This is a genomic window from Bacteroides caecigallinarum, assembly GCF_021530995.1.
In the GTDB taxonomy this organism is placed as follows: domain Bacteria; phylum Bacteroidota; class Bacteroidia; order Bacteroidales; family Bacteroidaceae; genus Phocaeicola; species Phocaeicola faecigallinarum.
The window spans coordinates 1-250 of sequence record NZ_JADYTF010000375.1 but is presented as its reverse complement, the minus strand read 5'-3'; the positions used below and the strand labels follow the sequence as shown (position 1 = coordinate 250).

The window sequence follows — 250 nt, the reverse complement described above, 5'->3', positions numbered from 1 at the left end:
CAGGGGCTTGTTCATATCCAGCGCGTTGTCAAGCCGTGTCTTATACTCCTTGTCGAAGATATCCGCCCCATTACTCAGTAACAGGTATCGCGTACCTTTCAACACCTTGCGTTTGTTGATGTCTTTTGGTTCATCCGACATTTCGCGTGATAGTTTATTAAAGAAGAAAACCGCTGCACAAATTGTATATTTGAATAAGCACAAGCAAACGTACAATTATGAACAGCAGTTTTCTATATCATGCGTGGGG

At 42.4% G+C, this 250-nt stretch carries 1 pseudogene; it reads right to left on the bottom strand.

From position 1 onward, the window contains the following. Positions 1-129, bottom strand: a pseudogene (locus tag I6E24_RS17710) (ISL3 family transposase); the annotation flags it as partial. Positions 130-250: the final 121 nt, after the last annotated feature.